Raw genomic sequence first — 25,613 nt, forward strand, 5'->3', positions numbered from 1 at the left:
GACTGTATGCCAATGTGAAATGGGTACCTCTTCCTACGCTGTATGAAAAATCTCCCATTTATTATTTTATTGCTTACATTGGCCGGTTGTAGCCGAGAATTTGTCGAAGGCATGTACGACGTTAACTACGAACCAACCAATCGTTTTGCTACCAACCTTGCTCGCCTTCCAGGCCAATTTGAGCGTGATACAGATGCGCTTGATCGCCTAATCACTAATTTTTCTGGCGATATCGAAAAACGCTGGGGCCGAAGTGAAGTTAAGATTGCCGGTCGCAGCAATTACGTCAAATACATCGATAACTACCAAAGCCGCGCTGAAGTCAACTTTGCCACAGGTAAAATCACGATTTCGACCGTTGCCACTGAAGAGCCCAAAAAGCATTTACGTACTGCAATTGTCACAACGCTGCTCACGCCTGATGACCCAATGCAGGTCGATCTATTTTCGTCACAAAATATTCGATTAACGGGCGAACCTTTTTTGTATAAGCAAGTAGTTGATCAAAACGGGCAGCCGATCCAGTGGAGTTGGCGGGCAGGAAAATTTGCAGATCATCTAATAGCCAACGAAATAAAAACGAAGCAAATTGATTTCAAAGTCGCTCACTATGTTGAAATCCCAATGGTTCAACAGCACTTTGAACTGCGCAGTTACAAATACTCAGACATCGTTCAGAGGGCCTCTCAACGATATGATATTCCAGAAGATTTGATCTACGCGATCATCAAAACAGAGAGCAGTTTTAACCCCTATGCTGTCAGTTGGGCCAACGCTTATGGATTAATGCAAGTGGTGCCAAAAACAGCTGGTGCCGACGTTTTTAAGTTGGTCAAAAAGAAGCCCGGAATACCTACTCCAGAGTATCTATTTAACCCAGAAAACAACATCGATACAGGTACTGCCTATTTCCACATTTTGAAAAATCGCTATCTTAAAGATGTGCAAAATCCCCTGTCATTGGAGTACAGCATGATTTCCGCATACAACGGAGGCTCTGGCGGCGTGTTAAATACATTTGATAGAAACAGCCGCAGTAACGCAATGAGCAAGCTAAACTCGTTACAGCCAAATCAGGTGTATTGGGCACTAACCAACAAGCATTCCAATGCGGAAGCGAGGCGATATTTAGAAAAAGTCACCAACTACAAAGCCGAGTTCAACAAAGGCAAAGGGTGATTTTTTAGGCTCAACCGTCAAAAGTGTGCAAATACTCAGCAAATGAATTTTTATTTGCTTAAATTTGCAAAAATCAGTTGACGGAAGCCGAGAAAATCCGTTTAATAGCGCTCCGTTGCCTCGATAGCTCAGTCGGTAGAGCAGAGGATTGAAAATCCTCGTGTCGGTGGTTCGATTCCGCCTCGAGGCACCATTTTTTATAGTGGTCTTGATAAAGAGCAACGTGATTCACAGCAAAGCTGTGACGTGTCGGTGAACTGGCCGTCCGCGTTCGATTCCGCCTCGAGGCACCATTATTTATTTGGTGTTGAAAGTTGCAACGTTAACAATCAAAACCGAAAAAAAGCATTTAGTGTGCCGACTTAGCTCAGTAGGTAGAGCAACTGACTTGTAATCAGTAGGTCACCAGTTCGATTCCGGTAGTCGGCACCATTTGCCTCGATAGCTCAGTCGGTAGAGCAGAGGATTGAAAATCCTCGTGTCGGTGGTTCGATTCCGCCTCGAGGCACCACTTATTTTTAAGTGTTGCTTAGCAAGAAAGCAATTCTAAATAGAATTGTTCCCCCTTAGTTCAGTTGGTAGAACGGCGGACTGTTAATCCGTATGTCGCAGGTTCGAGTCCCGCAGGGGGAGCCACATTAGAAAGCTCTGGTCATTTGACCAGAGCTTTTTCCTTTTCTAAAGCCACTGAAAACTATTTTCATCGCATTGACGATAGCCTGAGCATTCAACTATCTTGAATACAGCTACCTTTTATTAAGTACCCACCCGTCAATTAGCAAGCACCGAATGAAACTTAAACTTCCCGTACTTCACATAGACTTTATATACACGTAGAAAACAGTTAAAACTCTCAATTCCCCTCTCAGTTAGCACTTTCATGTAGTTTTAAACCACCACTACCTTCAATCAGACAGACTGCTTTTTACACATAATGTCCAAAAATGGCTCACTGAGAACAGAAAACCATCAAACGCACAATTTATTGAATTTTTCTGTTGACGCCAGAGGGCAAAAACCGTTTAATACACCCCGTCGCCGACTTAGCTCAGTAGGTAGAGCAACTGACTTGTAATCAGTAGGTCACCAGTTCGATTCCGGTAGTCGGCACCATTTGCCTCGATAGCTCAGTCGGTAGAGCAGAGGATTGAAAATCCTCGTGTCGGTGGTTCGATTCCGCCTCGAGGCACCACTATTTCAATAGTGTTGCTTTTAGAAAATTTGTTTTGCAGCGGAGCTGCAACGTGTCGGTGAACTAGCCGTCCGCGTTCGATTCCGCCTCGAGGCACCACTATTTCAATAGTGTTGCTTTTAAAACGAAAAAGCGATTCTGTAAAAGAATTGTTCCCCCTTAGTTCAGTTGGTAGAACGGCGGACTGTTAATCCGTATGTCGCAGGTTCGAGTCCCGCAGGGGGAGCCACATTAAGAAGCTTTGGTCATTTGACCAGAGCTTTTTTCTTTCTCAGGCAGATATAATTCTCAGCTAAGCTGCAGAGGCACCACTAGTTAATAGTGATGTTTAAAACGAAAAGCAATTCTACAAAAGAATTGTTCCCCCTTAGTTCAGTTGGTAGAACGGCGGACTGTTAATCCGTATGTCGCAGGTTCGAGTCCCGCAGGGGGAGCCACATTTAAAAGCTCTGGTCATTTGACCAGAGCTTTTTTCTTATTTGGGTGCTGAGACTCTAGCTATCACTGCAATGCAACATCCAGCGAAATCCATATTTATCGGCAACTTGGCCAAAGTGTGCTCCCCAAAAGGTATCTTCTAAAGGCATCACCACTTCACCCTCTTCTGCCAACCTATCAAAAATCATTTTCTGTTTAGCACGATCATTCATTTCGAGAGAAAACGCGACCCCTTTGTCTGTTTGCGCGCGAGTACCGTCAGACATCATTAAGGTAAATAAATCACACTCAAAGGTAGCGTGCATGACCCAGTTAGGATCGGCGCCTTCAAAAGCTTGAGGTGCTTCAGAATAAAGCTGTTTATCGCCAATTTTCCCTTCAAATACCGCACAATAAAAGTCTAACGCTTCCGCGCACTTTCCGTTAAAAAATAGGTATGGAGTAAGTGTATTCATAGTCATCCCTTTTTAGTCTTGTAAGGCCCATCACACTATTTCGACGAGCACTTATTACACTGTAATAGTGTCGTACAGTAATGGAGGTTCGTCGAGTCATGGACGCTTTTGACATTCTTACCGAGAACCAAATTAAGTCGTGGGAAAAACGTAAGGCTGAAGGTAAGGACACACCAGCAAAGAACCCAACTTCAGGTAAACGCTCATCGTTTGAGGCCATGCTGTACAGAAGCATACTCGACCTCTACAAACAGATGGCCAGCGTTGAATCTGGAACAAAGCAATATGCACAACTGGATCGCCGTGCAGAGAATATAAAAGCGCAGCTTTTAGTCTCTATGGAAAGGCAAAAGATGTTTATTAATAGCCAGATTTTTTCTCAACAATTATTGAATCGAAAGGCTGAGATACTAGGCAAACAGAAAGTGGACACCAAAGTACTGCACCCATAGCAATTTTGGCGGCATGATGTAGTTACAAGGTAAGTTAGAACTGGGAATAAAAAAAGGTCTGGCAAATCGCCAGACCTTGTAGTTTCACTTTGTAATTCTAGTTAGTTAGCCTTCTAAGCCAAGCTGGTGCGCGGTTAGAATCGCCGCATATACGCTTTCTGCATTCACAGGGAAAGGCATGTTGTGAATAGTTTCACCTTCAGCGGTTGCGCCTTCGGCCACTTCCATCAGTTTAGCGTGGTCGATCTCTTTAACACCCATTTCAAACAAGTTAGTCGGCAAACCAATTTCTCGGCAGAAGCCAATAACTGTATCAATTTCTTCCAGAGGTGCGTTTTCAAGTACCAGCTGAGTCAGTGTGCCAAACGCCACTTTCTCGCCGTGGTAAAGGTGGTGACACTCTTCAAGTTTGGTTAGACCGTTGTGGATAGCGTGCGCTGCTGCAAGGCCGCTACTTTCAAAGCCGATGCCACTTAGGTAAGTGTTCGCTTCAATAATGTTTTCTACCGCAGTGGTACATACACCATTTTCTACTGCCACTTTCGCTTTTAGGCCATCTTCAAGCAGAGTCTCGTAACATAATTTAGCCAGAGCTTGTGCAGAGCGAGTTGGAGCTCCGCCTGCCATAGTTGGCTTACCAGAAGTCATGTTAGCGCGTGCTTCGAAGTAAGTAGATAGTGCATCACCCATACCCGCTACAATGAGACGTACTGGAGCGCCTGCGATAACGGCAGTATCCATGACAACCATGTCTGGGTTCTTAGGGATCATTAGGTATTCAGCAAACTCACCTTCTGGTGTGTAGATAACCGCAAGTGCACTGGTTGGTGCATCAGTAGAAGCAATGGTTGGTACGACTACTACAGGTTTTTTCGCGTAGAATGCAACTGACTTAGCGGTGTCTAGCGTTTTACCACCACCAATACCAATGATCACGTCTGCTTGTTGAGTGGCGCAGATATCTGAAATACGATCGATCTCTTGGCGTGAACACTCACCACCAAATACGTCCATGGTCAGTGGCATATCTTCTTTAACGAAGCTCTCTTTAACCGTGTCGCCGACTAGGCCAGTAACAAACTCATCCGCGATGGCTAGCGGGTTCATGCCCAATGACTTAACGTATCCAGCGATAGAACCTAGAACATTTTTACCTTGTACGTACTTGCTTGGGCTAATGATTATTTTATCCATTGTGTAGACCTTATGTTTCACGTTATTGGTTATGTTTTTTGTTGAACTCATCTTAAGTCAGATACGCAAAGCTGCTAAAAGAATCAGCACTTTTTACCGCCAGTTTTTGACCGGGTAAACAAAGCCCGCCCAAACCAAATTGCCGATAGCGCCGATTAGCGCGGGAGATCACTTTCTCACGCTTGCGATGTGATATCGTTTCATTATGAAACGCCAAATTTGAGCTAGATCGTTTCAAAATGGAACGAGATTTTTTTTGTTGAGACTGCTTGTCAAACTTCTAACATCAATGGCAATCCTACAAATACGAATACAACAACAAGAGAATTTGCGATGAAAAAGCTAATCAATAACGTGGAAGATGTAGTCAAAGAGCAAATGGAAGGTCTAGCCCTTTCTCGTCCTGAACTAAAAACCACTTACGAGCCTCGCTACATGTGGCACGAACAAACGCCTGGCCAAGTGGCTTTGGTATCTGGTGGTGGTAGTGGCCACGAGCCTCTACACACGGGCTTCATTGGTAAAGGCATGCTAACAGGTGCTTGCCCAGGTGAAGTATTCACCTCACCAACACCCGATCAAATGTACGAGTGTGGCAACCAAGTGAACACTGGCGAAGGCGTACTGTTCTTCATTAAAAACTACACCGGTGACGTTCTAAACTTCGAAACCGCAGTAGAACTTCTACACGCAGACGGCATCAAAGTAGGCTCTGTACTCATCGACGATGACGTAGCGGTAAAAGATAGCCTATACACTGCGGGCCGTCGTGGTGTTGCCGGTACAGTACTGGTTGAAAAAATTGTCGGCGCTGCTGCAGATAAAGGCTATAGCCTAGAGCAATGTGAAGAGCTTGCTCGTCGCGTCAACAACAACTGTCGCTCATTCGGCGTTGCATTGGATGCTTGTGTCGTTCCTGCCGCTGGCAAGCCATCGTTTGTGTTAGCCGATGACGAAATCGAATTTGGTGTGGGCATCCATGGTGAACCAGGAATCGAGCGCCGCAAGTTTACAGGCTGTGATGACATGGTTGACCAAATGTTTGTCGAGCTGTCTGAAAACGCTTCTTACACTCGTACACTTCGAATCTTTGACCGTGAAGAGGGAATCTGGAACGAAGTAGAAAGTACTATTGAAGACTTCGGTGCTGGCGAATACATCGCTATCGTTAACGGCCTCGGCGCAACACCTGAAGGCGAATTGTTTGGTGTGTACCGCCGCCTAGCAGAAAACTGCGAAAAAGCAGGCTACAACATCGCTCGCAACATGGTAGGTAACTACTGTACGTCGCTAAACATGGAAGGCGTATCAATTACGCTGCTAAAAGCTGACGCTGAAATGATCGAACTGTTCGACGCACCTGTCGATACAGCCGCAATTAAATGGTAATCGGAGCACATCATGCAAATTGAAAAACAACACATCATCAATTGGTTAGAACTGTGTGCCGATACCTACGCAGAAAACCAAGATTTTCTGACCGATCTTGACCGTGACATCGGTGATGCTGACCACGGTCTCAACATGAACCGCGGCTTTAGCAAAGTAAAAGAGAACCTGCCAAAAGTGGCTGAACAAAACATCTCAATGATCCTAAAGAACACTGGGATGACATTGCTATCAAGCGTAGGCGGAGCAAGTGGTCCTCTATACGGCACTCTGTTTATTCGCGCTGCGGCATCGGTAGGTGCTCGTGAAACGCTAAGCTATCAAGAGCTTATCGATACGCTAAAAGGCGGTGTTGACGGCGTTATCTCTCGCGGTAAAGCGGCACCTGGCGACAAAACCATGTGTGACGTTTGGCTACCTGTGCTTGAGCAAGCCAAAGTCTCTGCTGAAGCGGGTATGGAAGGTCAAGAGCTGACCACTGAAATGGTTGATGTTGCAGAAAAAAGTGCAGTATCGACCATTGAGATGCAGGCTAAAAAAGGTCGCGCATCTTACCTAGGTGAGCGCAGCATCGGACACCAAGATCCTGGTGCAACGTCATCTCTGCTTATGATTAAAGCACTTAAGCAAGCGCTAGCAGGAAGTTAATCTATGACCGGTATTGTAGTTGTATCCCACAGCCGCAGACTTGCCGAAGGGGTGGCCGAATTGGCCACCCAAATGACGCAAGGCAAGGCAAACATCGCTATTGCAGCAGGTATTGATGACCCAGAAAATCCTATCGGGACCGATGCTATTGCTGTTATGGGCGCTATTGAAGAAGTGTGTGATGACGATGGTGTTGTTGTACTAATGGATCTTGGCAGTGCACTACTCAGTACTGAAATGGCCATTGAATTGATTGACCCTGAAGTCGCGGAAAAAGTGAAACTGGTCTCTGCGCCTGTTGTAGAAGGTACGCTCGCCGCGTCTGTTGCCGCAGCTGCTGGACTCGACATAGATACCGTAATCAGTGAAGCAAAAGCCGCTCTTGGCGTTAAACAAGAACACCTTGGCGAGACCGATGACTCAGTTGCACCGGAAGTTGCTGTTCAATCGGCTAGCGATGCACTCAGCTTTGAGTGGCAAGTGGAAAACCCACACGGGATCCATGCTCGCCCAGCCGCCAGCATTGTTGGCGCTGTTGCCGCCTTTAACTGTGACATGTGGCTAATTAAAGGTGACAAAGAAGTCAGCGCGAAAAGCCTCAACAGCATTGCAAAACTTGCCGTTAGTAAAGGCGAAAGCATCTGCTTTAAAGCCAGTGGTGACAACGCTCAAGGCGCTATCGACGCGTTTAAGCAACTTGCCCACACCCATTTCGGAGAGGCTGACCTAGTCAACAACCCTCAGCCTGAGCCAGAAACCGAACAGGTGGCCTCTGCCCCCTCTCATCAAGCAATCAAAGGAGCGATTACTGGCCTTAGCGTAAACGGTGGCATCGTAACGGGTCCTGCTGTGTTATTTAGCGCATCCATGCCAGACGTTCCGAACCGTAGTTGTGCTTCTATTGCTGATGAGCAGAGCCACTTTACCCAATCTATTGAGACGGTTAGCGCGAGTTTGAAACAGCAAGCTAGCGAGCCTCATGGCGAGATTTTCCAAGCGCACCTGCTAATGCTTAATGACCCTGAGCTACTAGCATCGGTGCAGACTCGCATCGCACAAAACGTCATCGCAGAGCAAGCTTGGGTTGAAGTCACTCAGCAACTCGCCCTTGAGTACAGCCAAGCTGAATCGGCTTACATGCAAGAGCGTGAAGCGGATGTCCACGATATTGCCTGCCAAGTAATGCGCGTGATGACGGGAGACACCGATGCAGGAATTACCCTAAGTGAACCAAGTATTCTTTTAGCTCGTGACCTAATGCCTTCTGACGTTGCAGGACTCGACAAAAGCCTTGTTCTTGCTATCTGCTTAAGTGAAGGCGGAAAAACGTCACACAGCGCAATCTTAGCAAGAGCTATGGGCATTCCAGCCATCGTTCAAGCTAAAGGCTGTTTAGAAGAGATCCAAGCCGGGCAACATATCTCTGTAGATGGTTTTAGCGGCCTACTATGGCACTCACCAGACAGCGATACTTCCGCAGAGCTTGAACAGAAACGTCAGCAATGGCTTGCAGAGTGCGAAGCGGCTAAAGCTAACGCACAGAGCCAAGCGGCTACGCTAGACGGACTGGAAATTCAAAGTCTGGCTAATATTGGTGGCCCAGAAGATGTCCAAGCGGCACTCGATAATGGCGCCGAAGGTGTTGGCCTATTTAGAACCGAATTCTTGTTCCAATCTCGCGATACTCTGCCAAGTGAAGATGAGCAAACTGAGGTTTATTTGGGCATCGCGAAAGCCTTTGGCGACAAACCTATCACTATCCGTAGTTTAGATGTTGGTGGTGACAAGCCACTTAAAGCTTACCCAATGCCAGTAGAAGAAAATCCATTCTTGGGATTACGCGGGGTTCGCTTATGTCTTGCTCATAAAGATCTGTTTGTGGATCAAATTCGCGCCGTGCTACGTGCACACGCTCAGCAACCAAACATTCAGTTAATGATCCCAATGATTGCCACTGTGGATGAAATTCATCAAGTGAAAGCCTTGGTTGAAGAGCAAAAGCAGGCGCTTGGGTTGCAAGAGAGTAATCTACCGGTTGGGATAATGATTGAAGTGCCTGCAGCTGTGCTTAACGCTGACGCGCTAGCCAAAGAAGTGGATTTCTTCTCCATTGGAACTAACGATTTAACTCAATATGTGATGGCCGCAGACCGCGGAAACACTGATGTTGCGACCTTAGTAAACTACTTCGAACCTGCTGTACTTTCAGCTATCGAAATTACCTGTAAAGCGGCTAAAAATGCTGGGATTGCGGTGAGCATGTGTGGTGAAATGGCCGGCGATACCAAAGCGACAGAAACACTGCTTAAATTGGGGCTAACTAAGTTTAGTGCCAGCTCAACGCTGTTACCTGCGCTTAAGCAAACTGTTCGTGGTATTTCGTTGGCAACAACAGAAACCGTGTAGTTCAGTCGTAGCGTTCAAAATGCGATTGCGTTACATGTAAACAAAGGTGTTGACGAGCTTGTTCTCGTTAACACCTTTATTACGTTTACAGTTAGCTCGATCCCACTTTCGTTTCATTTTGAAACGTAAAAACTAGAATGTGAATCGCCTCACTAAGCGTTGGCCAAGTAACGAATACAATGGTTCATCAGTATTTAGGTGCGCATTTGTATGTTCTCTTCCACCCCTGCCCCCCACAATGACCACAAAAAGACTTGGGACTTTTTTCAAAAGCACCATTGGGTCTCACCAGAGTTCGCTCAAACACCCATTTTTGCGTCTTGGGAAAGGTGCATAAAACAGTGCAGTCCGCATAACTGGTCTAAACCTCACGTGGCATCTGGCTACACGCTAAAATCACTGATAAAACGAAATCAAAGTATCATTGCCTGCGCGACCACCGTTGTTGAAGATACCTACGATCTGCTAAGAGGCAGTGACGTCGTATTACTGGTCACCGATGACAACGGCTGTACGCTGTTTTTAACTGGGGATGACAACTTGCAAAACGACATGTCGGAGCTTGGATTCAAAGTGGGGTGTTTTTTCTCAGAGGGCAAAATTGGTACCAATGCGATAAATCTTGCCATCGATACGCACATGCCTATACAGGTCTGCGCCGAAGAACATTTTAACCGTCACTTACACAGCTTTGGCAGCGTAGCGGCGCCTATTTTCGATTCAATGGGCCGACTTCGAGGCAGCGTTGCGCTTTTTAGAAAAGATCAGCAGTTTAACCAAGAGAACTTAGTGATCACTTCCTCTATGGCGAAAGAGATCTCGATGCAAATCCACATATCGGCCGAACAAGAGAGCACTAACCGCCTGATCAGTGCCCACAATGCAACGCTAGAATGTATGGACGATGGGCTTATCGTTTGGGACGAGGAAGACATAGTTACTCTTGCAAACCAACAATCCGAAACTCTGCTCAGCTTTACCGCCCACAAAGCCATTGATAAACCAATCTTCGATCTGATTCGTTTTCCACCTTTTATTCAGTCGCACATCGAAAATCATAACGATATGATCCGCAAACAAACCACCATTGAAGTCAACGGTGAGTTTGTGGAAACAATTATCTCGTTCAAGTCATTACCTGATGGCACGCACCTTTTGTTTGTTCACCCAATCGACAAAATTAGAAAACTCGCTCAGCAGCAAGCGGGCAATAATGCCAAGTTTACCTTTGCGACACTGCCTGGCATCTCGCGCAAAATAAAACATCTGGTGACGGTTGCCAAACGATGCATTAAATCCAAAGCGCCGATGCTGATTTCCGGTGAAGACGGAGTCGGTAAAACCGACCTTGCGATGGCGATCCATAATGAAAGTGGCTTTGTCGACGGCCCATTTATCACCCTAAACTGCCGCTCTCTTAACAGTGGCCACGAAGGTATGGATGAGCAGCAAGAAGGTGACGCATTGGCTGCCAAATTTGAATTAGCGCAAAACGGTACGCTGTTTTTAGAAAACGTCGAATACCTAACGCAAACTCAGCAATCGATATTGCTCAAAAGCCTTAAAACAGAACTGTTTGATTGCCCCTCAAAGCAGCGCGTAATTCCGGTAAAATTTCAATGCATTGCAAGCACCACCAGCGATCTAAGCAAGTATGTCGCCAGGAACTCGTTTGGCCGGCAGCTCTATTATCAAATCTCGGCAAACGAGTTGTATATTCCGCCACTACGTGAGCGACAAGAAGACATTGAACACCTGATACTTAAACTAGTGAACAGCTACGAACGACGCCACAATGTTGCAGTCTCAATCGAAAAAGACGCGATGGACGCACTGGTGAATTACGATTGGCTGGCCAACAACTCCGAGCTAAAAAGCCGAGTTGAAAAAGTATTGCTCAATCGAAGTTCTAACCTCATTGGACTCTCAGATATCCCTGACGATCTTAAAGCTCGCTCTCTCAGCACCCATCCACTGGCGGGACTGCAATCGCTAGAAGAAGCTGAAAAACAAGCAATTGTCCAAGCTTGGAACCACTTTGAAGGCAAAATGCATTTAATGGCCAAGTCCCTTGGCATTGGCCGAACCACCTTATGGCGTAAAATTCAAAAATATGGGCTTGGCTAGACATTCACCGTTAATGTTGCTCACGGTGTATTCCCATTAACTGCGCAGGGTATAACTGGCGCAGCTAGCGCTATTTCTATTGCTATTTCTATTGCTATTACCAATAGTCTATTCGCCCACATACCCCAAACATTGTCGAGACTCAACAGACTGTAACCAAATGCTACGAGCAAACCTCGTCATTTGGTAGAGCGTGACTTTGCTCCCACAATTATTACAACTTAATTTTCATCAAAAATTAATTGTGCGATATTCAGCTTAACGCAGGATGTGTTACCCATAAAAACAGAGTTTATTGAGGTCAGGGAGCAATATTGTCCATTCCCGGTGACAATATCGGACACTTAATTCGACTCATGAAACTAAGGTAATTACAATGAAAAAAGCTCTCATCGCAGGTTCTATTGCCCTTATCGCAAGCTCAGCAGCCTTCGCTAACTCTTCTTACGTAACCGGTAACCTTCAATTCCATAGTGACGATATTCATGGCTCTGACCTAACGTCTACACTAGAAGCAGGCCACACCTTTGATAACTCACTTGGTGGTCTTACGCTGTATACCGAGATTGACGCAATTCAGCTAGGTGAAATCTCTCGTATCGATTCTGCTTACTGGACGCTTGGTGGTGAACAATCTTTCAATATCAATGACAATTTCTGGGTTGCGGCGGGTTATCAGCACCTATTGCACCAAGGCGAAAGCTTTCAGTACCGTCCATTGGTAAAAATTGGCTACAACTTTGATAACGGCATTCAAATTAGTAACCGTACCCGTGCTCACATCGATGCAATTGGCGACGCCGATACCGATTACCGCATGGATAACCGCATCGCTTACGCACCAAACGACGAACTAGCACTGTCATACAACAATGTATATATGATTGAAGGTGAGAGCATGGATCACGAGCTTCGTGCGACTTGGACTCGTAAAGGTGTTCAACCGTACTTTGAGTACCGCAACCAAGCCGACAATGCCAACAACGCATTAGTATTTGGTGCTTCTTACGGCTTCTAACGTCAAGCTCAAGATATAAAAAAGGCCTAATCGCAATCGCGATTAGGCCTTTTAACGTTTTAAGACGTTAGATTAAAGTGCAGCGATGCCTTCAAACAACGCACGTTGTGCAGACTCAGCGCGGTAGAACACCGCAGGCTGACCAATCGGTGCTTCAACGTCAACCCACTCACCACCTGTGAAGGTTTCGCCAGTAAAGGCGTGGATCCAGTTATCTTTCGGAAGATACACTTTCTTCACTGTTTCGCCTTGGTTGTAGACTGGAGCAACTAGCATGTCGCGACCAAACAAATACTGGTACTTGATCTCATAAGTTTCAGCTTCGTCTTCGTAGTGCATAAACAGTGGACGTTGTACTGGCATACCTTTTTGTGAGTTAAGCGCTACAGCGTCTTTGATGTAAGGCTTAAGGTGCTTAAACACGCGAGTAAATTTCGCTAGGTGCAGCAAGGTTTCTTCGTCAGTATCAAACTGATGGTTATCATCCGGACGGTTACCTTCGTGACCACGCAAAATTGGGGTGAATGCGTTCATCTCAACCCAACGCTGATACAGCTCTTTAGAGCGCTTCTTGCCATGAAGTGTCGTGTAACCACCGATGTCACTGTGGTGGATACCATTACCCATTAGGCCAGAAGAAAGCGCGGCTGGGATCACTGAAGCCAGACCATCGTCCAAACACCAGTCAACAAGCTGATCACCGCCCCACAATGTGTGACAGTAACCTTGAATGCCCGTACCACCGGCACGCATGAAGAAAAGAATGTCGTCAGTCTTACCCGCTTCTTCAATTGCCTCGTGTTGAATTTTCGCCCAGCGGTAAGGCCATTTATTGTGTTCAATTTCAGCGCTAACACCATTGCTTAGTGTGCAGTCTGTTGGTAAGTACTCACCAAAGTCGCCCATCCAACCGTCAAGGCCAAAATCAATCATGTTGGTTTTGATGACGTCTTTATACCATTCACACGCTTCAGGGTTAGTGAAATCCACCACACCACAGTAGAACTCACCAAAGTCGACCACATATTTAGAGCCGTCTTTCTTAGTTGCCAGGTAGCCTTTTTCTGCTGCTATTTTGTATAGCGGGTAATCTTCTAGTACGTACGGGTTGATGTAACCTAGGAAGCGAACACCCTGCTCTTTAAGCTCATGGATTTTAGTATCCAATCCAGGGTACATCTCTGGGTTCCATTGCCAATCCCATTGAAGGCGCTTGCCAAAAGAAGTGATTTTTTTGCCTTGCCAATCTTGGCACCATGCACCCGCTACTTCGACGCCGTGCTGCTTAGCGATAGCGATTTTCTCAACGGTAATATCTGTACCACCTTGTAAACCCAATATCACGCCATCGTGAACCCAGTCAGGCAGCATAGGCTGACGACCAAATACGCCGGTGATGTTTTCCATCAATGCGTCGTAGCTCTCTTCACGATCAAGCAGTAAGTATTGCGGAATATCCCAAGCTTGAAGCTCGTGGAAAGTGTCGTTGGTAAAATCGAAATCAGCGTAAGCTGTGGTTTCTAAGTGGCAGAAGTATTTGTCGTCTGACACAAATGTAGGCTGAGGGTAGTTGGTGGTGTAGTAATCACCGCCTGCTTTGTCTTTTACGTCAGCCATAAAGGTGACTTCGGTCTTTTTATTTCGACCAACACCTGGCTCCGAAGACCATAGAGGGAAATTTTTACCACGAAGGTTGAGGTAAGTCAGCTGCTCGCCACAACCAAATACGCGCTCTTCTTTGTCGGCCGCAACACGCAGCCAAAAACGGTTGTACTTTTTATCGATCGCTTCAAACTCGGCCTTGAGGCGGCCTTCTGCAGTTGGAGAAACGATCATTTTTAGAACCGCTTCACCGTCAAATTTAAAGCTAACAGCAAAGGCTTCAACACCTTCACGTTCAAAACGCTCAACGTCAAATTGACGCATAGGTAAGCGCTCTGTTACATAATCTGTAATATCGAAGTTACCACGATACATGTCGTAGTTGGCTTCACCAACACCTAAGAATAGGATCGGTGCGTCAGTGCTATGTTCGAACACAACACGATCTTTGTGAGTCAGGGTAAAGCCAGTCTCTGTAGTAGTTAATTTCATTTAAAACCTCGATTAGCAAAGCCATGATGGCCTCACCTAATATTTCACGTTGATGAACACTATCTAACTCTTTAGTTGTTTTGTGATTCTTTGTCCATAAAGAACAGAAGGGAGCTAGAAGTTGGCCTCTACATGTCGCAGAGGCCATTTGTAGTTAAGTCTTACTTGAACTGCATGTCGTAGTCAGCTTGGATAGCCATTTCACACGTTTTGATCTCATTTTCAAAACGTTGTAGCCATTTCTCGCCTTCTTTACCTGTAGAGCTCAAGAAGTAGTCTTTAACAGCCACTGTTTCTTTTTGGAACTCAGCTTTTTCTGCTGCAGATGGGCTGTAAATGGTACCACCAGCTTTACGGAACTCTTCGTATGCTGAGAATTCTTTGTGCTTAGGATACGCACGTAGGTATTGGTTTTGAGCATCAATACCATCGACAATCACTTCTTTAAGTTCGTTAGGCATAGACTTGAACTTCATGTCGTTGAATACCCATGCACCACCCATGTATGCGTGACCATCAAGGATCATGTAGTCTAGGCTTTCATGGAATTTGTTTTGCACGATATCAACGATGCCGTTCTTAGTACCATCTACAACACCAGTAGAAAGTGCTGTGTACACTTCTGGCCATGCGATAGGTGTTGGAGCGCCGCCTAGCTCTTTAACCAACTCTTGTTGGATTCGAGCTGGTACTGTACGCAGTTTCAGGCCTTTAACATCCGCAGGAGTCTTAACTTGTTTCTTAGTAGTTGCAATGTTACGCCAGCCACCAGAGTTAGATACCATCATTAGACGAACGTTAGGAGCGCGCTGCATAAGCTCGCCACGAACATCACCCAAGAATTCTTCGTTATCATAAACACACTCAGCTACACGGTCGTTTGGTAGCAAGTATGGTAGGTCAAACGCACCGACTGGGTTCCAGAAGTTAGCAAGCTCTGCCGTAGTGGTTTGGAAGTAATCAAACATGCCCGCTTGAATTCCAGCAATACACTCCTTTGCAGTGCCACATAGCTGACCTGATGGGTAAATATCTACTTCGATTGCACCGTTTGAGCGAGACTCTACATAGTTTTTAAATACCAAAAGAGATTGGTGGTTGTAGCTGTCTAGGTTAGATACGTGCGGTACGGTTAGTTTGTAGTCCGCTGAGTATGCTGCACCAGAAGCAAGCAGTGCTGTAGTAGCAATGGCCAGTAGTGATTTTTTCATCGTATGTTCCTTATAGTCTTATATATTTTTGATTCACGTATTCTTTAAACCTGGTCACATCACACCGAGTAGTTTCGGAAGACCAATTACCAAGTCTGGGTAGAATGAGATTAAGAAGATGATCAAGAACTCAACAATCAAGAATGGAATGATCGCCTTCGATATTTTCTGTAGCGGTTCTCCGGATACCCCAGCGGCTACGAACAGCACCAGACCCATAGGCGGTGTTGCAAGGCCAATAGAAAGGTTGATAACCATCACCACACCGAAGTGCACAGGGTCAATCCCCAAGTTGATCATGATTGGCGCAATGATTGGGCCAAAGATCAAGATAGCTGGACCTGCATCGAGGAACATGCCCACGATGAACAAGAAGATATTGATGATGAAGAACAGCATGATTGGGTCGCGAGTAATTCCCATGAAGAAATCATTCACCATACTCGAAATGCCCGAGAAGCTAACTGCAGACGCAAACCCGCTTGCGGCAGCAACAATGATCAGTACCGCAGCAGCGTTCACAGCTACTTTTGCAAACAGCGCATACGTTGCTTTCATGTCAGCAACTTTGATGACATAAATCGATAGGAAGATAGCGTAGGCTACCGCAACCGCAGCGGCTTCAGTTGGCGTAAAGATACCACCGTAAATACCACCCAGAATGATTACTGGAGTAAGTAGCGGAAGAATAGCGAGCTTAAGGCTAGTTCTGCGGTCAAGCTTGCTTGCACGTGGCAGGGTTTCGACCTCTGGATATTTGGCGATCTGGAAGCGGTTAACCAACATCAAACCTAAGCAGAAAATAATACCAGGGACAATACCTGCGATAAACATCGCTGCAACCGAGGTGTTCATAACAAAAGCGTAAAGTAGCATCAAACCAGACGGTGGGATGATATTACCTAATACTGTTGCCGCTGCAGTTAGCGCCGCTGAGTAGCTCTTGTTGTATTTGTATTTGGTCATTTCAGGGATAAGCATGTTGCCAATCGCTGAGGTCGCCGCTACCGCTGAGCCCGTCAAAGCACCAAACAGTGTAGAGGTCAAAATAACCACGTGACCAAGACCACCACGAAGGTGCTGAACACGCGTCTGAGCAAAAGAGATGATGCGTGGGGTGATACCACCGCTAGACATACATTCGCCTGCTAGCATAAAGAACGGCAGTGCTAGCAATAAGAAGTTATCCAAACCAGAGTAAAGACGCTGGTAAAGCATGTTGATGAACAGAACCTGATCATTTTGTACAAAGGTGATGATGGGTGATAAACCCAAAGCAAACAGCACCGGTACCCCGATCAGCAGGAAAACTAAAAAATAGAGAACGAAAATTGGAGAAACCATGATAAGACCTCTACTCTGCCGCTTCGGCCGCAATTAGCGACTCTTTATAAGCGTTAAAATGGATAAGGTTGTGCAGAGAGCCAGCCAGTTTTTCTAAGGCAGCGAAGCACGAGATAAACAACATAATAGGTGGCATGGCATACACAACGTACATTGGAATTGGAATACTGTCCGCCATTACCGAGCCAGTCTTGAAGAAGTTGTAGCCAAAGTAGATCCACACAACAAAGAGAACAATTGCGCAGATGTGAGCCACAATCATCAGCAACTCAAACACTCGAGTCCCTTTTAGTTTGTCGGTAATAAAGGTCATCGCGATATTACGATCTTGCAGATAGATGAGCGGCAGACAAAGGTAAGTCATGTAAATCATCAAAAAGCGCGATGATTCATCCGTCCAGCTAAGAGGAATGTTTAAAATGTAGCGGCAAGCTACCTGTAGCAGAACGATCAGTGTCATCACAAACAACATAAAACCGGCTATTTGAGCGGTCCAGCGCGCGACAGGGGCATTGATCGTATGTAAAGCGTTTTCAATTGCTTTAAGCATAGAGTCACCATTGATTCTTTTAAGAAAATGTTTGGTAAGAGAGGGTTAGCCCTCTTGAGATGTGTTAAGCAAGGTTTTCGTTGAGGTTGTCGCTGCTTGAATTCATTGGTTTCAGCACAAGCTCTTACGCAATGCTCAAGACCTTCGATGATCCAATTGATTGAAACTGGTATCAACGGGGCCTTTGATGAGGGGGTGACCCGCAGCTAAAGTCCTTGATTTGGGCTTGGAAGTACACATTGTAGAGACCTTTCTTGCTATTCACGTTATGTATTTTGAGCCATCTCTGCGTATGGCCTCTTTGTTATTTTTAATCCTACGTGATTGTGAATTTCTTTCCGTGAAGCCATTCACAATCACGTCGAACTTGTTGCTTTTTGTACGTTTTCCATCACAAAAATGACAAGTGGAAACGTTAACACGGTTTCATTTTTGTTCGATTACGCTTTTCCAGCCGATCCGAATAGACGAATTTTGTGCTGTACAACTTCGACCATAGACGCAATACCCGTGTTCATAACGTCGGCTAGAATGAAGTCATTCTCATTCTCTTTCCAGTGAGCTTGAACGCCTTTGATGAAGCCTTGACGAAGCTCTGTATCAACGTTGATTTTTGCAACGCCGCGCTTAACAGCTTCAACAACTTGGTCATCTGGCACACCAGAACCACCGTGTAATACGATTGGCTTTTTAACGGCTTCTTTGATTTCAGAAAGACGGTCGAATTTAAGCTCAGGAGTGGTCTTGTAAACACCGTGTGCAGTACCAATTGAAACTGCAAGGTAGTCAACACCTGTACGCTCAGAGAAGTCTAGTGCCTCTTCTACAGTGGTGATCATCGCGTCTTTTTCATCAACCGTGATGTCATCTTCTGTACCACCAATCTTACCGATCTCCCCTTCAGCACCAAGGCCTAGGGCATTAGCAACTTCAACCACTGCTTTAGTAATACGGATGTTGTCTTCAAACGGTAGTGCCGAGCCGTCAAACATAAGCGATTGGAAGTCACGAGTTGCCGCTTCCATGCATTGTTCAAATTTACGGCTGTGATCTAGGTGAACACAGATTGGTACAGTAATTTGGTGATGCTCAATCAACGAGTCGATGGCGTCACGAAGAGGTTTCATGCCCATTTCATTTATTGCTTTTTGACCAATCTGGATCATGATTGGTGATTTTTCTTGTTCAGCCGCAAGCAATACAGCTTTGATTGTTTCTAGGTTATGAGCGGTAAAAGCGCCGATGGCATAGCCATTGTTCCACGCTTCTTGAATCATTGTTTTACCAGACATGTAAGGCATGTGAGAAATCCTCTTTGGAATTGTTTGTTGGTTACAGAGCTAAAGTAGCAGTCAAAAGAACTCATTTCTGTTAGTTAGCTATCACTTTATTACAAATATAGACACAAATGGACAAAAGTGAGTGTTGAAACACAAAAATACTCAAAAGGTTGTATTATCTAGGGTAAAAAAAATGACAGCCCTAGGCCGTCATTTCATATCGATTGAAGTGAATTAGCGCATTAACGCGCTTACTTCATGTTTTCGTCTAAGCGACCTTGTGCCAATGCTGGTGCAAGACCCGGTGTTAACGGTAGACGAGGGATCACTAGGCAGTGCATAAGGTGGTAAATGTCTTGTTTACCATCCCAAACTTTGCTGGTGCCCGCTTGGTTGTTGCAGTCCAGCTCTTGCCACCAAGAGCAGCCTTCGTAATCGATAAGGTAGGTGCGGCAGTAGTCCCACCAAAGGCGGTAGTACTCTTCGTACTTTTTATCGCCAGTGACTTCGTATAGGGCATAAGCCGTACCAATGGCTTCAACAGGTGCCCAACGAATACGCTCACGAACTACTGGCTTGCCATCCCAATCTACCGAGTAAACAAAGCCTGGTGCACCATCGACATGCCATGCGTCACGAACAGTTGCATCAAACAAGCCAATCGCATCTTCCAGCATCCACTCAGGAGCTTCTGCGCCAATGTCTAATAGCGTAGCGCGAAGGTGACAAATCAAACGACCCCACTCAATCCAGTGGCCAGGTGTACCGCCGTAGGCACGGAAGTGACTTGCAGGTGTTTCTTTGTTGTAATCTGGCAATGGATTCCAGTCTGAATCAAAGTGTTCATTTACGCGGTAGCTCAGGCCCTTAGCCGTTTTGTGAACCATGAACTCTGTAATGTTCAGTGCGCGATCGAGCCACTTTTTATCTTTTGTTACATCGTAAACGATCAAGAAGGCTTCGACAGAGTGCATCGCCATGTTGCCACCGCGATAGTCTTCGGTTTCAGTGAACTCGCGGTCCCATGATTCGTAACACATCTGTTTCTCTTCAACCCAGAAATGCTCGTCGTAGACTTTAATCGCTTCATCAAGCAGCGCTTGTGCTCGTGGGTGACCGGTTGTTACCGCACTAGCAGCACCAAGAAGTAAGAATGCGTGTTGATAACCCTGCTTTGAGTCATCCATAACGCCTTCACCTTCGTTGTCGATGGTTGCGAACCAACCGCCGTGCTCATGGTCTTTTAGAGGGCCTTCAAGCGCTGCGATACCATGCTCAACGAGGTCCATAGCTCCAGGACGTCCCATGTGAGCGGCAAGTGCATAACAGTGCAACATACGCGCTGAGATCCACAGGCGAGTGCCCATTTCATCGCGCACGTTGCCGTTATTGCCAATCCAACCAAAACCATTTGGCACTACCGCATTGCGACCAAATTCAAAGATACGGTCTGTTTCTGTATCCAACCAAGAGTTATGAGAACGGGTGTTAATCCACTTCATCTTTTGTTTCCTTATATTTTTTTGTTGCCACCGAAATTATCAGTCAGTGGCATCTAATTCTGTTAGTTGAGTATCACTTTATGACAAAAATAACCACAAATGGACATTTTTGAGCGTTAGTGCACAAACTATGACAATTTTGGACAAGATTAATGCAGAGCGACGGGTCGCTCTGCAATGACTTTGAAGAAGCCTTATGGCTGAGTTGAAAAGCGGTGAATGGTTTTCTCTTCAAACACTTCCCCAGGGTTCAATCGAGTTGAAGGGAAATGAGACCGATTTGGGCTGTCAGGAAAGTGCTGTGTTTCCAAACACATGCCTTCTCGCGCTTCATACTTATGGCCATTTCGTCCATACCAAGGTTTGTTCGATAGCTTAAACCCGTTATAGAATTGCACGCCAGGTTGGGTGGTTAGTACTGTCATTAACCGCCCAGTGTTGGGCTCGTATAGCTCTGCAGCATAATGGTATTCGCCCTCTGATTGACAGCCATTTAGGACAAAATTGTGGTCATACTCACCCTCTCCAATCTCACGCGCGTTGGTAAAATTGAGAGGAGTATCTAGCACAGTACGTATTTCGCCTGTCGGAATCGAATCTTCTGTAACCGGTGTATAAAAATCAGCATAGAGTTTGAGTTGATGCTGGTTCACCGTACCTGCGTCATGACCACCTAAGTTGTAATAACTGTGATTACACAGGTTAATGACAGTAGCTTTGTCCGTCGTAGCTTTGAAGTTATAGTGAACTTGATTAAGCTCATCTAAACCAATGGTGTGCGTTACCGTTAGGTTACCGCCGTACCCTGATTCACCGTCTGGTGAGACGCGGCTTAGATGGATAAACGTCGCTTCCGCTTGCTCTTCAACAACAAAACTCCACACATGTTTATCGAATCCTTGGCAACCACCGTGAAGGTGCTGGCCCGTCGGCAGTTCGTTGGTTTCAAGTTGAAAGTTTTCGCCATCAAGGGTGTAGCGCCCTGACTTTATACGGTTAGCATAGCGTCCGGCAATGGCACCAAAAAATGGATGCCCATTTAAGTATTTTTCTAAGCTTTCGTAACCGAGTACCACATCGGCAAGTTGGCCGCGTCGGTCGGGAGTCTCGATGGAAGTAACGATGCAACCAAAATTGGTCAGTTGCACCTTCATACCAAGACTATTTTCTAACGTAAAGCGCTTAACAGGGATTGGTTGTCCATCAACCTCTCCCCAGTTTTCGATAGAAAGTTTCACGTTATTGCCTCTCTACTCATACCAACCAAAGCAATTAACTGATCATTCTTGCCCGTTAATTACTTCGATTGATATCAGTGGCTCTACGAGCCACTTGTTTAAGGGGGTAATTATTATTATTTGATTTTTGGTTCAAGGCCTGAAGTCACACGAAGCTGCTCAAGCACAGACGTCCAATCTTGGCGACCACGGCCTGCTGCGCGCGTAATGCTATACAATTCACGAGATGCAGCGCCACATGGCATTGGGACATTCACTTGATTCGCAAGATCAAGCGCTATGCCAAGATCTTTATGCGCGAGGTCAACCATAAAGGCTGGAGACAGATCACCTGCCAACACTTTACCTGGCCATGTTGTAGTGAAATGGCCATTTCCTGCTGGTGTACCGCTCATTACCTTCATTGCCGTGTCGAAATCCAGGCCAATGGCTTCCGCAAGCGTAATCGCTTCTGCAGACAGTGCATTGAGGGCAATGCTCATGTAGTTGTTGATGATTTTAACGCGGCCACCTTTACCTGGACCACCACAATCAACCGTTTCTGAGCCCATACAGTCAAACAGTGGTTGTGCGCGCTCGATTTGTTCTTTACTGCCGCCAGCCATGATAAGCAGCTCGCCTTTAATTGCGTGCACTGAAGTGCGGCCAACTGGCGCTTCCATCATTTGGAAACCTTGCTCTGCCATCTCTTTAATTAGGGCGTCGGTTTCAAATGGGTGGATGGTCGACATATCAATTAACATAGCTTCTTTAGACAATGTTGTCGCTACACCATCTTCACCAAAAATAACGTTTCGTACTAGTCCACCATTGGGTAGCATGGTCACAACAAACTCAACATCAAGCGCTGCTTCAGCGGGGGTTTTCGCGGCCACTGCTCCTTTAGAAACCAAATCTGCAACAGCCTCTGCGCTGATATCAAATACGCGAAGTGAGTGACCACCTTTAATTAGATTTGCCGCCATTGGGCTGCCCATTTGGCCTAAGCCGATAAAACCGATAGTAGACATTTAAGAGTCCTTAATGTGTTGTAATTGCCCTTTACTATAGGCTTTCTAGGCACAAGATCCTTTACCTTTGTCACATTTTGTTGTTTTTTGTTGTTTTTTATTCGTATCGTGACACTTATCCCAGTCAGATGGCCATTTACTCGTATAATGAACAGTCGTAAACATGAGAATCTTGAGCTACTGACTCAAGCAATCCAATCAGATGTAAAGGTTTACATGTTCGTAACCCCTTACCCATACGAAGCAAAAGAAGAGAGAAGCGATGTCTATAGCATGTGTAGGTATTACCGTATTAGACCGAGTACAGCTGGTGCCACAATTACCCACGTCCGGTGGTAAATATGTGGCTAACGACTATTTTGAAATTGGTGGCGGACCAGCAGCGACCGCTGCTGTAGCCGTTGCTAGACTAGGCCACGATGTTGACTTTATCGGCCGAGTTGGAGACGACAGCGTCGCTGACACCATGCTCAGTGAGCTATCAAGTTATGGTGTAGGCGTTGAGCATGCTGTAGTGATCCCTGGTGCCTCATCGGCATTTTCTGCAGTCATAGTCGATGCAGAGGGTGAGCGTATGATCATCAACTATCAAGATAAATCGTTGTCCAAAGATCCAACCGCTCTGCATTCTGTAGATTTCTCAACATATTCGACGATTCTCACAGACGTGCGTTGGATAGAAGGGGCAAAATACGCATTGGAGCAAGCCAAGAAGTTTGGCATTCCATCGGTACTTGATGCGGACATAACCCCCGAAGCCATTGATGAGCTTGTAGAACTGGCCGATCACGTCGCATTCAGTGAGCCAGGCCTAGAAAAGTTCACCAATTGCAGTGATCCAATAGAAGGGCTCAAAATTGCTCAACAAAAGACAAAAAGCAAAGTCTATGTTACTGTTGGATCGAAAGGATGCTACTGGTTAGAGCAAGGTGAGCTTTGCCATCAAGCAGGAAGGAAAGTAGACGTTGTTGATACTACGGGTGCTGGGGATGTATTCCATGGCGCAATGGCTGTTGCCGTTGCCGAAAGAATGCAAACCAGAGAAGCTATCGAGTTTTCCAACACTGTCGCCGCGCTTAAATGTACTCAATTAGGTGGCCGACAAGGGATCCCGGACCGTAATGCAGTCGATTCTACATTGAATAGCTAGCAAATAGAAAAAAAGAGTTATCACGTGACAAATCCAAGACAAAATCAACTATTAAAATTAGTAAATGAAACAGGCTATTGCACAGTTGAAGAGTTAGCCGAGCAGTTGGACGTGTCCACTCAAACGATTCGTCGTGACATCAAGAAGCTCAACGAAGAAAAACTGCTCATTCGACACCATGGTGGAGCCAGTTCACCCGATACTAAAACTAACCTCGATTATGAGGTGCGCAAAGTAACGGACACCGAACAAAAAAATGCGATTGCGGAAAAAATTGCGTCTGTCATTCCCGACAGTGCAACCATCTTCATGACCATTGGCACCACCAACGAAGTGATTGCCTCGCATTTACTAAAGAAAAACAACTTACAGATCATTACTAACAGCTTACGTGTCGCCAATATCCTACATCAAAACCCAAGTTTTGATGTGTTGATCCCAAGCGGCAAAATCAAGTCATTTAATGGTGGTATCGTTGGCACCGAAGCATTGAGTTTTATCTCAAACTTTCGTTTCGACTACCTCATTACCAGCACGGCCTCTATCGATGTTGATGGCACGTTGCTCGAGTATGACTTAAATGAAAGCTTGATCACTCAAAGCGCAATGAAATCAGCACGTCATGTGATGATCGCGTTAGATTCGAGCAAGTTTGTACCAAAAGGCTCTATTGAAATGGGGCACATTGGTGACGCGAACTACCTCTTTACCGACGAAAAACCGCCTAAAGAGTTAGCGAGCTCAGTCGCTGCGACCAACACCGAATTGGTGATTTGTAAATAACGTTCTAAAAGCCGGCAACTTAGCCGGTTTTTTTATACTTAGCCTAAGCCTATGGCTAGGTCTAAAAAAGCCCCAACATACATCGAGGCTTTTAGGATATTTAAACAACTGCGATTATTGTCGCAGTGTCTTATTTCGCAAAGTTAACGAATGGGAAACACTTCAAGAATCCGTTGTCTGCACAGTTTAGAAGACCGATTTGAACACCGTCGATCTTTTTGGTCATGTTGAAAATACCCAATTGGAACGTTGACGATTCAGAGATGCTCGCGAAACCAACATCAGCCAAGGTATTACCTTGTGAATAGTTAACAGTACTTAGGTTAAGACCATTAACGTCGTTGGTGTAGTTGACCACGCCAAAGTTCGCACCAGTCGTAAGACCTTCATTCCAGTTAAAAAGACCAAATGAAGCGCCTTTCATTTCTTGGTTTACTTTAGATGCACCAAAAAACAAACCGAAGTTCACGCCTGTTGTTTTGTCTGTTTCAGACAGACCTAGCAATGCGAAATCAACGCCTTGCACTTCACTCACTTGACCATGAAGTACTGCTAATCGAACACCTTTAACATCGCTATCGCTTGGTGCATTGTAATCAATTGTTGAAAACATTACCGGTGCACTTGCCATTGCTACGGGTGCGACTAGTGCAGCAACTGCCGCAGCTACTGAAATTACCTTCTTCATAAATCCCTCTTAGAGCTTTTAATAAAAAATGAAACTGCAATTTGCTTAGTTTCAACCACTACGAACAAACGTATTTTGATAGAAAGTCGCTGCACTCATGAAGCAGCGTATCGACCTAAGATACTGAATTACGTAGGATCATCCGATAGTATGCCCTTAATGCATCAGGATCAATATAAATGTGAGACAGATCAACATTGCTGAACAGACAATGGACTGCAGTAACGGAAATATCAGCAAGGCGTGAATGTTCGATTTTCATATT

The 25,613-nt window shown here is 45.6% G+C and carries 20 protein-coding genes and 8 tRNA genes; 17 read left to right on the top strand and 11 right to left on the bottom strand.

Annotation, left to right across the window (positions count from 1 at the left end):
• Positions 1-42: 42 nt before the first annotated feature.
• The 9 genes from mltC (at position 43) to JQC93_RS16285 (ending at position 2,808) form a co-directional block, all read left to right on the top strand.
• Positions 43-1,179, top strand: a complete 1,137-nt coding sequence (mltC, locus tag JQC93_RS16245; RefSeq protein WP_205159446.1) for a membrane-bound lytic murein transglycosylase MltC — start codon at positions 43-45, stop codon at positions 1,177-1,179.
• A 117-nt stretch (positions 1,180-1,296) separates the two neighbouring features.
• A tRNA-Phe gene (locus tag JQC93_RS16250) sits at positions 1,297-1,372 on the top strand.
• 163 nt (positions 1,373-1,535) lie between these two features.
• A tRNA-Thr gene (locus JQC93_RS16255) sits at positions 1,536-1,611 on the top strand.
• A 3-nt stretch (positions 1,612-1,614) separates the two neighbouring features.
• A tRNA-Phe gene (locus JQC93_RS16260) sits at positions 1,615-1,690 on the top strand.
• Positions 1,691-1,739: 49 nt separating this feature from the next.
• Positions 1,740-1,815 (top strand) — tRNA-Asn (locus JQC93_RS16265).
• Between the two features lie 401 nt (positions 1,816-2,216).
• A tRNA-Thr gene (locus JQC93_RS16270) sits at positions 2,217-2,292 on the top strand.
• A 3-nt stretch (positions 2,293-2,295) separates the two neighbouring features.
• Positions 2,296-2,371: transfer RNA gene (locus JQC93_RS16275), tRNA-Phe, on the top strand.
• 153 nt (positions 2,372-2,524) lie between these two features.
• Positions 2,525-2,600: transfer RNA gene (locus JQC93_RS16280), tRNA-Asn, on the top strand.
• A 132-nt stretch (positions 2,601-2,732) separates the two neighbouring features.
• Positions 2,733-2,808, top strand: a tRNA-Asn gene (locus tag JQC93_RS16285).
• A 57-nt stretch (positions 2,809-2,865) separates the two neighbouring features.
• Here JQC93_RS16285 and JQC93_RS16290 read toward each other — a convergent pair.
• Positions 2,866-3,264: a VOC family protein gene (locus JQC93_RS16290; RefSeq protein ID WP_205159447.1), complete on the bottom strand. Its 399-nt coding sequence runs from the start codon at positions 3,262-3,264 to the stop codon at positions 2,866-2,868.
• Positions 3,265-3,362: 98 nt separating this feature from the next.
• On the opposite strand from JQC93_RS16290, the gene JQC93_RS16295 reads away from it, so the two are divergent.
• Positions 3,363-3,716, top strand: coding sequence for a hypothetical protein (locus JQC93_RS16295; protein WP_205159448.1), 354 nt, complete (start codon positions 3,363-3,365; stop codon positions 3,714-3,716).
• A gap of 105 nt (positions 3,717-3,821) precedes the next feature.
• On the opposite strand, the gene JQC93_RS16300 is transcribed toward JQC93_RS16295, so the two are convergent.
• Positions 3,822-4,910, bottom strand: coding sequence for a glycerol dehydrogenase (locus tag JQC93_RS16300; RefSeq protein ID WP_084883849.1), 1,089 nt, complete (start codon positions 4,908-4,910; stop codon positions 3,822-3,824).
• Between the two features lie 333 nt (positions 4,911-5,243).
• On the opposite strand from JQC93_RS16300, the gene dhaK reads away from it, so the two are divergent.
• The 5 genes from dhaK to JQC93_RS16325 all read left to right on the top strand — a co-directional run bounded on the left by dhaK (position 5,244) and on the right by JQC93_RS16325 (position 12,498).
• On the top strand, positions 5,244-6,299 hold the full coding sequence (gene dhaK / locus JQC93_RS16305; RefSeq protein ID WP_205159449.1) for a dihydroxyacetone kinase subunit DhaK: 1,056 nt from the start codon (positions 5,244-5,246) through the stop codon (positions 6,297-6,299).
• Positions 6,300-6,311: 12 nt separating this feature from the next.
• Positions 6,312-6,947 carry a dihydroxyacetone kinase subunit DhaL gene (dhaL, locus tag JQC93_RS16310; protein WP_205159450.1) on the top strand — a complete coding sequence of 212 codons (636 nt, stop codon included), beginning with the start codon at positions 6,312-6,314 and terminating at the stop codon, positions 6,945-6,947.
• 3 nt (positions 6,948-6,950) lie between these two features.
• Positions 6,951-9,353 (top strand): phosphoenolpyruvate--protein phosphotransferase, encoded by a 2,403-nt coding sequence (gene ptsP / locus JQC93_RS16315; protein ID WP_205159451.1) that lies wholly within the window; start codon positions 6,951-6,953, stop codon positions 9,351-9,353.
• 210 nt (positions 9,354-9,563) lie between these two features.
• Positions 9,564-11,480, top strand: coding sequence for a dihydroxyacetone kinase operon transcriptional regulator DhaR (gene dhaR / locus JQC93_RS16320; protein ID WP_205159452.1), 1,917 nt, complete (start codon positions 9,564-9,566; stop codon positions 11,478-11,480).
• Positions 11,481-11,856: 376 nt separating this feature from the next.
• Complete coding sequence (locus tag JQC93_RS16325; protein ID WP_205159453.1) at positions 11,857-12,498, top strand: porin; 642 nt, start codon at positions 11,857-11,859, stop codon at positions 12,496-12,498.
• 72 nt (positions 12,499-12,570) lie between these two features.
• Here the strand turns inward: JQC93_RS16325 and JQC93_RS16330 are convergent, their stop codons facing one another.
• The 8 genes from JQC93_RS16330 to yihU all read right to left on the bottom strand — a co-directional run bounded on the left by JQC93_RS16330 (position 12,571) and on the right by yihU (position 22,727).
• On the bottom strand, positions 12,571-14,592 hold the full coding sequence (locus JQC93_RS16330; protein WP_205159454.1) for an alpha-glucosidase: 2,022 nt from the start codon (positions 14,590-14,592) through the stop codon (positions 12,571-12,573).
• A gap of 161 nt (positions 14,593-14,753) precedes the next feature.
• Entirely contained in the window at positions 14,754-15,803 is a 1,050-nt protein-coding gene (locus JQC93_RS16335) for a TRAP transporter substrate-binding protein (protein WP_205159455.1), read from the bottom strand.
• A 54-nt stretch (positions 15,804-15,857) separates the two neighbouring features.
• Complete coding sequence (locus JQC93_RS16340; protein ID WP_205159456.1) at positions 15,858-17,147, bottom strand: TRAP transporter large permease; 1,290 nt, start codon at positions 17,145-17,147, stop codon at positions 15,858-15,860.
• 10 nt (positions 17,148-17,157) lie between these two features.
• Positions 17,158-17,697, bottom strand: a complete 540-nt coding sequence (locus tag JQC93_RS16345; RefSeq protein ID WP_205159457.1) for a TRAP transporter small permease — start codon at positions 17,695-17,697, stop codon at positions 17,158-17,160.
• A 440-nt stretch (positions 17,698-18,137) separates the two neighbouring features.
• Positions 18,138-18,998: a class II fructose-bisphosphate aldolase gene (locus tag JQC93_RS16350; RefSeq protein ID WP_084883835.1), complete on the bottom strand. Its 861-nt coding sequence runs from the start codon at positions 18,996-18,998 to the stop codon at positions 18,138-18,140.
• A gap of 230 nt (positions 18,999-19,228) precedes the next feature.
• Positions 19,229-20,479, bottom strand: coding sequence for an AGE family epimerase/isomerase (locus JQC93_RS16355; RefSeq protein ID WP_205159458.1), 1,251 nt, complete (start codon positions 20,477-20,479; stop codon positions 19,229-19,231).
• A 194-nt stretch (positions 20,480-20,673) separates the two neighbouring features.
• Positions 20,674-21,717, bottom strand: a complete 1,044-nt coding sequence (locus JQC93_RS16360) for an aldose epimerase family protein (protein ID WP_205159459.1) — start codon at positions 21,715-21,717, stop codon at positions 20,674-20,676.
• Positions 21,718-21,833: 116 nt separating this feature from the next.
• Entirely contained in the window at positions 21,834-22,727 is an 894-nt protein-coding gene (gene yihU, locus JQC93_RS16365; RefSeq protein WP_205159460.1) for a sulfolactaldehyde 3-reductase, read from the bottom strand.
• Positions 22,728-22,989: 262 nt separating this feature from the next.
• On the opposite strand from yihU, the gene JQC93_RS16370 reads away from it, so the two are divergent.
• Both JQC93_RS16370 and JQC93_RS16375 read left to right on the top strand, forming a co-directional pair.
• Positions 22,990-23,877 (top strand): sugar kinase, encoded by an 888-nt coding sequence (locus tag JQC93_RS16370; RefSeq protein ID WP_205159461.1) that lies wholly within the window; start codon positions 22,990-22,992, stop codon positions 23,875-23,877.
• A 24-nt stretch (positions 23,878-23,901) separates the two neighbouring features.
• Positions 23,902-24,660, top strand: a complete 759-nt coding sequence (locus JQC93_RS16375; protein ID WP_205159462.1) for a DeoR/GlpR family DNA-binding transcription regulator — start codon at positions 23,902-23,904, stop codon at positions 24,658-24,660.
• A 130-nt stretch (positions 24,661-24,790) separates the two neighbouring features.
• Here the strand turns inward: JQC93_RS16375 and JQC93_RS16380 are convergent, their stop codons facing one another.
• The gene (locus JQC93_RS16380; RefSeq protein WP_205159463.1) at positions 24,791-25,348 is read right to left on the bottom strand and encodes a VC2662 family protein; all 558 of its coding nucleotides are present in this window, start codon (positions 25,346-25,348) and stop codon (positions 24,791-24,793) included.
• Positions 25,349-25,613 lie beyond the last annotated feature (265 nt).

Origin of the sequence: Vibrio ulleungensis (assembly GCF_016900875.1) — a bacterium.
Classification (GTDB): domain Bacteria; phylum Pseudomonadota; class Gammaproteobacteria; order Enterobacterales; family Vibrionaceae; genus Vibrio; species Vibrio ulleungensis.

Excerpts from the sequence above, each read along its gene's own strand:
- mltC (WP_205159446.1), top strand. The coding sequence starts at position 43 with ATGAAAAATCTCCCATTTATTATTTTATTGCTTACATTGGCCGGTTGT.
- JQC93_RS16290 (WP_205159447.1), bottom strand. The coding sequence starts at position 3,264 with ATGAATACACTTACTCCATACCTATTTTTTAACGGAAAGTGCGCGGAA.
- JQC93_RS16295 (WP_205159448.1), top strand. The coding sequence starts at position 3,363 with ATGGACGCTTTTGACATTCTTACCGAGAACCAAATTAAGTCGTGGGAA.
- JQC93_RS16300 (WP_084883849.1), bottom strand. The coding sequence starts at position 4,910 with ATGGATAAAATAATCATTAGCCCAAGCAAGTACGTACAAGGTAAAAAT.
- dhaK (WP_205159449.1), top strand. The coding sequence starts at position 5,244 with ATGAAAAAGCTAATCAATAACGTGGAAGATGTAGTCAAAGAGCAAATG.
- dhaL (WP_205159450.1), top strand. The coding sequence starts at position 6,312 with ATGCAAATTGAAAAACAACACATCATCAATTGGTTAGAACTGTGTGCC.
- ptsP (WP_205159451.1), top strand. The coding sequence starts at position 6,951 with ATGACCGGTATTGTAGTTGTATCCCACAGCCGCAGACTTGCCGAAGGG.
- dhaR (WP_205159452.1), top strand. The coding sequence starts at position 9,564 with ATGTTCTCTTCCACCCCTGCCCCCCACAATGACCACAAAAAGACTTGG.
- JQC93_RS16325 (WP_205159453.1), top strand. The coding sequence starts at position 11,857 with ATGAAAAAAGCTCTCATCGCAGGTTCTATTGCCCTTATCGCAAGCTCA.
- JQC93_RS16330 (WP_205159454.1), bottom strand. The coding sequence starts at position 14,592 with ATGAAATTAACTACTACAGAGACTGGCTTTACCCTGACTCACAAAGAT.
- JQC93_RS16335 (WP_205159455.1), bottom strand. The coding sequence starts at position 15,803 with ATGAAAAAATCACTACTGGCCATTGCTACTACAGCACTGCTTGCTTCT.
- JQC93_RS16340 (WP_205159456.1), bottom strand. The coding sequence starts at position 17,147 with ATGGTTTCTCCAATTTTCGTTCTCTATTTTTTAGTTTTCCTGCTGATC.
- JQC93_RS16345 (WP_205159457.1), bottom strand. The coding sequence starts at position 17,697 with ATGCTTAAAGCAATTGAAAACGCTTTACATACGATCAATGCCCCTGTC.
- JQC93_RS16350 (WP_084883835.1), bottom strand. The coding sequence starts at position 18,998 with ATGCCTTACATGTCTGGTAAAACAATGATTCAAGAAGCGTGGAACAAT.
- JQC93_RS16355 (WP_205159458.1), bottom strand. The coding sequence starts at position 20,479 with ATGAAGTGGATTAACACCCGTTCTCATAACTCTTGGTTGGATACAGAA.
- yihU (WP_205159460.1), bottom strand. The coding sequence starts at position 22,727 with ATGTCTACTATCGGTTTTATCGGCTTAGGCCAAATGGGCAGCCCAATG.
- JQC93_RS16370 (WP_205159461.1), top strand. The coding sequence starts at position 22,990 with ATGTCTATAGCATGTGTAGGTATTACCGTATTAGACCGAGTACAGCTG.
- JQC93_RS16380 (WP_205159463.1), bottom strand. The coding sequence starts at position 25,348 with ATGAAGAAGGTAATTTCAGTAGCTGCGGCAGTTGCTGCACTAGTCGCA.